The 9,745-nt window shown below is 46.5% G+C and carries 9 protein-coding genes; 3 read left to right on the forward strand and 6 right to left on the reverse strand.

All coding sequences use genetic code 11. The features are described 5' to 3' along the window. Window positions 1–3 precede the first annotated feature (3 nt). The 6 genes from ACSNJE_RS08075 to ACSNJE_RS08100 all read right to left on the reverse strand — a co-directional run bounded on the left by ACSNJE_RS08075 (window position 4) and on the right by ACSNJE_RS08100 (window position 7,081). A complete protein-coding gene (locus ACSNJE_RS08075; protein ID WP_495252413.1) occupies window positions 4–1,092 on the reverse strand; it encodes an ABC transporter substrate-binding protein in 1,089 nt (362 codons plus the stop codon). Window positions 1,093–1,198: 106 nt separating this feature from the next. Then, window positions 1,199–2,254, reverse strand: a complete 1,056-nt coding sequence (locus ACSNJE_RS08080) for a uroporphyrinogen decarboxylase family protein (protein WP_083436906.1) — start codon at window positions 2,252–2,254, stop codon at window positions 1,199–1,201. A gap of 16 nt (window positions 2,255–2,270) precedes the next feature. Further along, entirely contained in the window at window positions 2,271–3,239 is a 969-nt protein-coding gene (locus ACSNJE_RS08085) for a tetrahydromethanopterin S-methyltransferase subunit H family protein (RefSeq protein WP_052218400.1), read from the reverse strand. Window positions 3,240–3,343: 104 nt separating this feature from the next. Further along, entirely contained in the window at window positions 3,344–4,390 is a 1,047-nt protein-coding gene (locus ACSNJE_RS08090; RefSeq protein WP_474774239.1) for a uroporphyrinogen decarboxylase family protein, read from the reverse strand. Between the two features lie 40 nt (window positions 4,391–4,430). Beyond that, window positions 4,431–6,380 carry an ASKHA domain-containing protein gene (locus ACSNJE_RS08095; protein WP_495252414.1) on the reverse strand — a complete coding sequence of 650 codons (1,950 nt, stop codon included), beginning with the start codon at window positions 6,378–6,380 and terminating at the stop codon, window positions 4,431–4,433. Window positions 6,381–6,415: 35 nt separating this feature from the next. Then, on the reverse strand, window positions 6,416–7,081 hold the full coding sequence (locus ACSNJE_RS08100) for a cobalamin B12-binding domain-containing protein (protein ID WP_052218403.1): 666 nt from the start codon (window positions 7,079–7,081) through the stop codon (window positions 6,416–6,418). A gap of 697 nt (window positions 7,082–7,778) precedes the next feature. Between ACSNJE_RS08100 and ACSNJE_RS08105 the strand changes: the two genes are divergently transcribed. From ACSNJE_RS08105 to ACSNJE_RS08115, 3 genes are read left to right on the forward strand one after another with little or no spacing between them, the layout of a single operon-like run. Then, window positions 7,779–8,552, forward strand: coding sequence for a helix-turn-helix domain-containing protein (locus tag ACSNJE_RS08105; RefSeq protein WP_474774241.1), 774 nt, complete (start codon window positions 7,779–7,781; stop codon window positions 8,550–8,552). A 48-nt stretch (window positions 8,553–8,600) separates the two neighbouring features. After that, window positions 8,601–9,284 carry a corrinoid protein gene (locus ACSNJE_RS08110; protein WP_052218405.1) on the forward strand — a complete coding sequence of 228 codons (684 nt, stop codon included), beginning with the start codon at window positions 8,601–8,603 and terminating at the stop codon, window positions 9,282–9,284. 41 nt (window positions 9,285–9,325) lie between these two features. After that, the gene (locus ACSNJE_RS08115) at window positions 9,326–9,676 is read left to right on the forward strand and encodes a DUF6951 family protein (RefSeq protein WP_474774242.1); all 351 of its coding nucleotides are present in this window, start codon (window positions 9,326–9,328) and stop codon (window positions 9,674–9,676) included. Window positions 9,677–9,745: the final 69 nt, after the last annotated feature.

Raw genomic sequence — 9,745 nt, forward strand, 5'->3', positions numbered from 1 at the left:
CTTTTATTTGATTATTGGCCGCAATCCATTATTCTTCAGCGCTTTGTCCAATAAAGTAAATTGCACGGTGCCCAATCCGGGAACAGCAATGGTTTTGCCCTTCAGGTCCGCCACCGAATTGATGGCCGTATCGTTTCTGACAATCAGGCCGGACCCTTCATTATTAGCCCCGGCAACCACCTCGACGGGAATATTGTCATTGATCCTTTTCAGCGTGGCCGGAGCTCCCCCCAGGTATGCCATATCTATGTCTTTTGCCTTAAAAGCTTCCATAACAGCGACACCGTTAGGAAAAACCCTGGTTTCCAGGTTTCGTCCCGGCAGCAGACCGACTTTGGCATAGTAACCCTCTTTTTCGGCAACATACATGGCTAACTGATGCAGGTCATAATTCAAATAACCGACCCTCAGCCTGGTATTGTCCGCAACCGGCTCCGGTACCCAATCAGAATTCCTGTCCAGTCTGTCAGCCACATCCTTATAAACGGATTCCTGCAAAAACGCGGCAAAAAAACTGTCTCTGTCCTGATACCCAAGGTCACTCACCGACCTTTTGATAAGGCCGCCCTGTTCCAAACTGTTATAATAGTCCTGAAATTCTTCCTTGGCGGGATATTCAACATAAGTAATATTTGTCAGCGCCTTTTCTGCCACATCGGGACTCTTCCCGGTGAATTCACTGGCATATTTAATAACCTTATCCCTGTTAGCGGGATCATTAATAAACCTGGTAGCTTTTATATGTGCCCAAACAAAGGCTTCGACCGCTTGCTTATCCTGAAAATTACCACTTACAGCAACCACACAACACGGATGATTTTGCCAGACATCCGGTGACTTAAATAAGTATTTGCCCTGACCGGCTTTAGCGGCCACCGTACAAAACGGTTCCCAGGCCACAAAGCCGTCAATCTCCCCCGCTTTTAGCTGTTCCAACATGTTAGTGGGAGCTGTCTGCACCAGATATACAACATTGTCCTTTTTGTCAGCAGCCTGCTGAGAACCGTTATCTTTCTTTTTCGGACCTGAACACCCACTCAGAAGCATAATAACAAGCAAAAACGCAATTACAGAAAAAACCCTTACTTTCATTATGGCACTACCTCCCACCTGTGTTATTATTTGGTGGTGGAATCGGGACCGGTCCGACCCGTCACCGGACCGGCCCTTTTCCACTTTATGTTAACGCCAAGATTGTTTATCTCTTTTTGCGGGCCCACTTTTCAGCGCCGTATTTTTTGGTAGTTTCCACCATTGCCTTCATATTTTCCATGGGAGCTGTGGGCCAGATATCGCAACTGGGCCAGATAGCATCAGCACTGCCTTCGAGAGCCTTGATAACTGCTGCTTCCACATCTGCCGGGCTGCCAGTAACAAGAACATTATAAGCGTCCACATTGCCGAATAGGAGGGTGTCCCAGCCAATATCATCCCGGCTCATTAACAGATCGTTGCTCTGCTCGACAGAAATAGCCGGAGCACCTGTCCCCTTCATGATGGACATAATCGGGTTCGTCTTACCGCACATATGCAGCACAGCCGGGCACTTAATTTCGGCCAGCGCTTCAAAGACTCTCTTCAGGTGAGGAGCGATTACATTTTTAAATACTTTTGGACTCAGCACATCAGTCGGAGCGCCCATTTCCCTGACGGTAATATAATCCGCTCCAGCCGCATGGTACGCTTTAGCTATTTCAATGATTACAGTAGCCAACCGGTCCAAAGTGGCATTAACCAGGTCAGGCTTTTTAAAAGACAGCTTCAACAGGTCGTTAAGGTCCATCAGTTGCCCTGCCAGGGTAAAAGGCCCGAGCACATAAGTGCCTACAGCCACTTCGTTTCCTATATCTGCCTGGAGCAGTTTAATCGCCTCACATACTACCGGTACCCGGCCACGGGAAGAAATATTGTCAGGGATGGGGAAGGTTGTCATTTCATCTTGCGAATGGCAAACCTTCTCTTTGATAGTCGGATAAAGAAGATTGGAAACATCCTCATATGGATTCATCACACAGCCGATAGCCTCAGCCTCCACGCAGAGGTCATAAGGAACTACAGCACACTCGTAGCCAAAAAGCCGGTAGGAAGTAGCGGCTGTTTCAGCCAGCTTTTTGGCGTCACCATGAACAGTGGCAAATTTGTACCCCAGTTGGTCAAGTCCCGCAGTAGTAACATTGCCCATGCCGCTGAAGCAAGCCGGCCTGTCAGCTTCTTCGCCCTTTAAAATTTTTAAAACTCTCTCTTTAGAATTCATCGTTTTCCCCCCAATATTAGTCATGTACCGGGAGGGCCTGCTGGTCTCCCGACTTCAGCTTCTCAACAAAGTCTCCGAAAAACTTATACAGCGGGTGATTCTCATTTGACGGTAATTTCCCTGTTTCATAGAATCCCATAGTGGCTGCCATTACCGCACCGGAAACTACTGCCGGGAACATCTTGGGGGCTGCGACGATGGGGCCGTAGAAAATAAAGTCGGACCATAACAGCGCCGAGCAGCCCTGCCCCGAAGCATTCATAGCCGCAAAACCGTCTGTTCCAAACAGTTCACGGGCCTGTTTCCACATGTACGTACCATTTGAACTGGCTACACCGCAAGGCCACCCGGTAGCTTCTTTAACAATCCGGTTGGCTACTCCGGAAAAGGCTATGGCCGGCAGATTCATGACCGAGGTGTCTATGAGGATGGATTCAAAAGTCCCTTCCCCAATCATCTCCATCATTTTATTAAAACTTGTTAATCGGCCGTTCGGAGAAGGATCGGTAACATCATAAGCCTGAACAATCACATGCTTTATGCCCATTTCCTTCAATGCCTTGACCTGTCCGGGAATGTCCTTATCCCAGGGGGTAATACTGTTGTAAACCAAACGATCCTGCAAACCCTTCTTGGCAATGTATTCTGCTGCTTCCAGCCTGGGTTTTTCCATCCACATGTCAATTGCAAATGCCCGGTCACTGATACTGATAAACCAGTCCACATACCTGGCCATTTCTTCCGCCGAATTGGCCACCATAGCTGTAATTGCCGGAATACCTGTCTTGTCTTCCAGTTCTTCCTGCCTTTTTATATATTCCTCTGCTTTGGCTCTGTCCCACTTTCCTTCTTTCCTGCTTTCCAGTATTTTGTCCCCGTTATGGAACATAGAAGAAATCAGAAGTGGGGGATTTTCACCATACTGTCCGCCAACTTTAAAATGGCCGATCTGGCAAACCTTCTGTGGTTTCTCTAATTTAAACATTTTTTCACCCCATTTATCAGAATTGTTGTCATCTATAAATATTTCAGTATATAAAAGGGGAATTGAAGAGGACCTGCAATTCCCCTTTTATGTAAAATAAACCGTTAGTATTTCCACTCTCTTCCTGTTTGCAGATATGCATGAATGTTTTCAACCGGCGTTCCGGGCGGAATATCACATCCGGGTAAAAGAACATAACCTCCGTCAAGGCCTGCCTTCTGGATACATTCTTTGGCTGATGCAATAATTTCTTCCTTGGTGCCGTTATTTAACACAAACACGGGATGAGAGTTGCCCCCGATGCACATCTTGTCGCCAATTTTGGCGTGTGCCACAGCTAAGTCTACCTTCATGTCAATGGCAATACACTGAGCTCCCGTCTCCGGGAACAGTTCCAGGCTCTTGGTCGTGTCCCCACAGATGTGCAGGAACCGGGCGCATCCCAATTTTTGTACTTTGCCATGGAACTTCTGCAGCCCAGGAAGGGCAAATTTCTTGAACATCCTTGCAGATACAAGGTCACCGGACGCTGTTGCATCAGCAACAGCGGTTGCCTCTATAGCCCCTTCTTTAATCATAGGCTCATAGAAATAGTAGACAATTTCAGTGGCAAAATCGATAGTCCGGGCAACTATATCGCCTTTTTTGAACATATCCTTCATCATTCTTTCCACGCCGTACATCTGGGCAGCCAGGGAAAAGGGGCCCCAGGCCGTAGCCGATACCAGGTACTCATCGCCAATAGCCTCATGTACGTACCGGGCAGCTTCCCAGATGGTATTGACTACCGGATCACTGGCCAGAGTGGCGCGGACATCAGGATATTTTTCAATCAGCCTGTCCAGGTCTTCATCATTGTTGATCAGCGGTTCTTCCAGGTCAGGAGCGCCGACAGGACGGTATTTTATCCTCCCGCCAAAAGGCTGTAAATGCACGTTGTTATAACCCGAACCCACATACACCATGTCAGACTGGATTTCCTCATTGACCCTGATAATCATATCCGCCATCTCTCTGGGCTTCCCAATCAAGCCGTCAAACGTGTTACCGGTATGCTTCATGGTCCACACGCCACCACCGTAAATGATGGCGGGCACCCTCTCCGGTTTCTTGTTTTCAAAGGCTGTCAGTACACACTCTTTAGGTTTCATTTTCGCACCTCCATTTAAAATGAGGCCCTTCACAACCTGTTTACTTATATCCGGGAATCCTGTCAAGAATATGCTGGATACTGGGGAATGGATCAACAGCATGTGGAAAAGCCATTGCTTCGGCAAAACGCTCCTGGAAGTCAGGTTCGACCGCTGTCTCTACAAACTGGACACTGGCCGCCACATCCCGGGCCTCAATCCGCTTGTTTTTGTCAAGCAGCGCTGCCTGAGCGCCGTCACCGGCGGCATTACCAACTGCATGAACCTTTTCCAGATCACAGTCAGGGAACATGCCAATAACCATGGAAGATTCTTTATCGATAAAACTTCCAAAGGCGCCGGCCAGAGTTACCCGATCCACCTTCTCAACACCCAAGTGGCGCATCAGCATCTTTGCTCCAACATACAGAGCAGCTTTAGCCAATTGTACAGCCCTGATATCACCCTGGGTCACCGTGATATCTTTGCCAATACTGCTGTCCTCTGCAAATACCAGGACATATTCCGGCTTGCCGTTTTCATCCTTGCGAATACGGTCTGTCTTGAGCTTGGTGTTAAAACGGCCGGTCTTGTTAATGATTCCTGCCTTGAAGACTTCTGCCACCATGTCGATGATACCGGACCCGCAGATACCCTTGGCATTACCCTTACTGCCGCGGCCATGCCACTTGTCGTCACCGATTACCTTGTATGTACACTCCAAGGTTTCCGGATCAATCTTGATTTTTTCAATTGCTCCGGGAGCGGCACGCATACCGAACTTGATCTGCGCACCCTCCAATGCCGGGCCGGTAGCACAGGAAGTTGACAGCAGTTTCTTTCTGTTACCAAGGTCAATTTCGCCATTGGTACCGATATCGATAATCAGGCGTATTTCATCATCCTGCTTATATGGTTCTTCAGCTATCAGTACCGCTACGTTGTCAGGTCCCACGAAACCTGCTTCCACCGGTAAGACATGAATGTTGGCAGCTTTGTTGATCTTGATTCCCAGGTCGCGGGCTTTAACATCGTATGGAGCGCTGATGGCCGGCGCAAACGGGGCCCTACCCATATATTTGGGTTCCAGGTTCAGCAGGCAGTGGTGCATCGCCGTGTTGAACACCAAGGTAATTTCCAGCACATCATTGGGCGTCAGGCCGACCTTTTCGGTCATCCGCTGAGCCAGGGTGTTTATCCCTTCAATTATGGCCTGATGTAGCTTCTCACGACCGTCTTCGTGCATCATGGCGTACGTAATCCGGGACAGTACATCCTCACCGTAACGAACCTGCGGGTTCATCATCCCATCCTTGACAAGCATTTCGCCCGTGCTCAGATCGCACAAGTAGGCTGCCACAGTGGTTGTTCCGACGTCTATGCCAATACCGTACCATTTTTGTACAAATCCAGGCCTAACGTCAATTATTTCCCGGTCATACAAAACACTTGCCGTTACCTTCCAGTCGCCGTCTCTGAGGATGTTGGGCAGTTCCCTCAGCACAAAGTAATCTATGCTCAGATTTTCCAGGCCAAACTGTTCCTTCAAAGCGTCCTGCAGCCGGCGCAGGTCATCCCTGTGGTCTTCCAGAGTGGCCGGCGGCATTTCGACATAATAGCTTTTCACTGCCGGATCGAGCTTAAAGGTCCTTTCCTTGCCGGTATCCAATACAACCTGGTCTGCTTTGCGGCTTTCTTCCGGGACAAATACCAGCACATCCCCCTTTATCTCAGCAGCACAGGCCAGGCGATAATTGTTGGCAATTTCGTCTTCTTTGAGCAATTTCTTCTCTTCCTCGGTTAACGGCGAAAGATGATCCATCTGTGAATCTATGCCGAATTTCTCAAAAAATCCGGTTTCAATTTTTACTTTACACTTGCCGCATACCTTATGCGCTCCACAAGGTGCCTCGATATCAACCCCCAGCTCATGGGATGCTGTCAAAAGGGTTTTCCCTTCCGCAACCTTTCCCCGGCGGCCGGAGGGCTGAAATATCACATTATACTCCATTTGGTATACCTCCTCCAGGGCTGTTGATATATTCTTTATTGCATATCTTTCAAGGCCTTAACCATGTTCAGCGCCTCTTTCAAGGCGTTATTGGCATCCTTGGCAAAACCGTCGGCCCCCCACTTACCGGCCAGGTCTTCAGAAACCGGAGCTCCACCGATCATAATCTTGCATTTGGGGTTCTTCTCTTTTACTTTTTTGATGATTTCCGGCATCCCAACCATAGTAGTGGTCATCATCGCCGACAAGCAAAGTAAATCCGAGTCGGTCTTTAACTGTTCTTCTACGAATTTCTCCAGGGGAACGTCACGCCCCAGGTCATGCACCTCAAAGCCAGCCACGTCAAACATCATCTTCACAATATTCTTACCGATGTCGTGCACATCACCCTGTACAACACCCATAACAACTGTTCCTTTTACACCCATATCCTTCTTCTGAATATGAGGTTTGAGAATCTCAAGGCCGGCATACAGAGCATCGGCACACATCAATATCTCAGGTACGAAATATTCCTGCTCTTCATAGAGTCTGCCAACCTCATTCATACCTTCCACAAGACCCTCAAATACAGCCCTGTAAGCGTCAATACCCTCACCAACAACAGCCTGGGCTGCCTCCCTTACCGCATCTTCATCATAATCAATAACTCCCTGCTTCAATGCTTCAAACAACTCTTTTTCTCTTTCTGCACTTGCCATAAATGAAAACCTCCTTCGAAGAATTTTGAATTCTAAACAATTGCCTACCAAATGATATGAAATCTTACTCTGACCCGGAAAACCGTTTCACCTCCCTTTTACCTGCCAATTTGTTTATAGCGGCCGCAATTAACAATTAGCATTATTTGGTTCATAAATATTTCACTGATGCTAAATACGGGGATAACAAAAACCCTTTAGCCCGGTTTTTTGTTTTTATCATACCTCTTTTAACTCCCCTTTTTAATTAAACTTCCTTGAACAGTCATTTTGTGCACCCAAACGGTTTTCTTCCGCCTCTTACTGGTTTTATTGGTTCATTATAATTTTACTTATACTACATAATCAGGCTGTAAAAAACGCCCCTAAACCCTTTATTTTCATGGTTTTTAGGGACTTTCTTCCATGACTGCATATCTTCTGCAGATCCTGCAAACCTGTCGAAATCACATTGGGAAAAGATATTTTTGGACATACTGACAGTGTCGCCCAACGGTTTTATAGTTGTCCCCAACGGTCGAAATCGAACCGCAAATGGTTTATTTGGTTAATCAAAGTTGTGCCTATGCTGAAAAAAATTGCGGTAAACTTTTATTTATTTCTTTCCAAAAGTTATATCTTGTGTTAAAATGTTTTTTAAAAAATATAATTCGTAAATAATAACATATCGGTAAAATCATGATTAAGGGGTTTTGTCATGTCTTTAGGCAGTAAAATCAGAGAATTCCGAAGAGAGAGGGGATTAACCGTTACCCAGTTGGCGGAAAAACTGGGCGTGTCTCCTTCCTATCTGAGCGCAGTCGAGCGTGATATCAAAAAACCGTCGGTTATAATGGTAAAAAAAATCAGTTCGCTTTTAAATATTTCTGTCTCCTATCTGATGACTAATTCGGAAAATAATACAGTCACCGGTGAAAAACTCAAAAATATCCGGAAAAGCCGCGGTTTAAGCACTGAAGACCTGGCGGAGCTGAGCCAGATACCGGTTGAGGATATTCAGAACATAGAAAGAAACCTGATCAGGCCTACCCTGGAACAACTGGAAAAACTCTCATCAGCCCTCAATGTAACTTTACGTTACTTTGTTGAGAGAAACCCCTATTCAATACAACTGGGCGATAAAATCAGGGATCTCCGAGAAAAACGCGCCATGTCCCAGGCGGATCTGGCCGGTTCCGCAGACCTCTCACCCAGTTTAATCAGCCAGATTGAAAATAATATTACCATGCCATCCCTGGAAACGCTGGAACGGATTGCTGAAGTGCTGGATGTGGAAACCTCGTACTTTCTTCTCGATACAAACTCTACTTCCCAGTTTTTATCAAGCCTGAGCCCGGAAATTGTTTCCCTTCTTGGCGACCCCAAGGTTGAGGCAATTCTTCTGGCAGTCAGGGATCTTACTCCTGGCGAACTGAAGTTCTTACTGTATTTTGTGGAATTCTTTAAAATGAACCGCAAATTTTTATCCTGAGTTATTAGCCGAAAACATCAAAATATAAAATTAGGGGGGAACCGATAAATGGCACAGGAAAAAGAAAGCCCTCTTCTGGAAGCACTTAAAAAAGCAGTAATTGATTTTGATACGGAAAACATAGAAGCCTTGTGCCATGAGTATCTGGACCTTGGCCTGGATGCCAACAAGGCTGTTTTCGAAGGACTTATCCCCGGCATGCTGGAAGTTGGCCGATTATACGAAGAACAGGTCTACTTTATCCCGGAAATGCTAATGTGTGCCGAAACCCTGTACAAAGGACTGGAAATATTTCAGCCCCACATGACCTCAAGTGTACAGAATGCGTGCGGCAAAATACTTATCGGGGTAGTTGAAGGAGATGTCCATGATATTGGGAAAAACCTAGTCAAGCTGATGTTCGAGATATCCGGTTATGAAGTGACCGACCTGGGCAGAGATGTTCCGGTAGAGGTATTCCTGAAAACAGCTCTGAAAAACGATTTTGACCTGGTATGCATGTCTTCTATGATGTCTACTACAATGTACGAAATGAAAGGACTGATTCAAAAGCTCAAAGAAAAGAAACCTGATCTAAAAGTCATGATTGGCGGTTCACCGGTCACAAAGCTGCATGCTATAAAATGGCGCGCTGACGGATACGCCCCCGACGCCCACAAGGCCCTGTCAGTGGTTCAACAGATGCTTAATACAGCTAAATTAATCGATGAACAGAGAAAACAGAAAACTTAAATTTACTACCATTTCAGGTTTGAAGGAGGAGAAACATAATCGTGACCAAAGTGCGCATTAGCGCTGGCGCCTGTGGCTATACTACCGTCGTAAAGGTACAGGCCCTTGACAAAAAAAAAGTGCATATAAACATAATTACCGCCTGCCGTATGCTTCAGTCACTCAATGAAGAATTAGGCGTAATAGATTGGACCAAAGGGGTTTTTAACCGGTTTTGCGATTCTATAATATATAAAACAGCCCACCAAAAGCTGAAACACACGGACTGTCCTGTTCCAATGGCCATAATTAAAGCTATTCAGGTAGAAATAAACGGTGCGACCCCCAAAAATGTAACAATGACCTTTGAAAGTACCGAGACAGGTGTAAAAAAAAGAATAGCCGAATCATGACCACCCGCTCAGCGGGTGGTTTGCTCTAGCCCTATAAGGGCATGTTACAGGCTGAGCCTAAAGGCTCAC

Source organism: Thermincola sp. GK-1 (genome assembly GCF_059412445.1).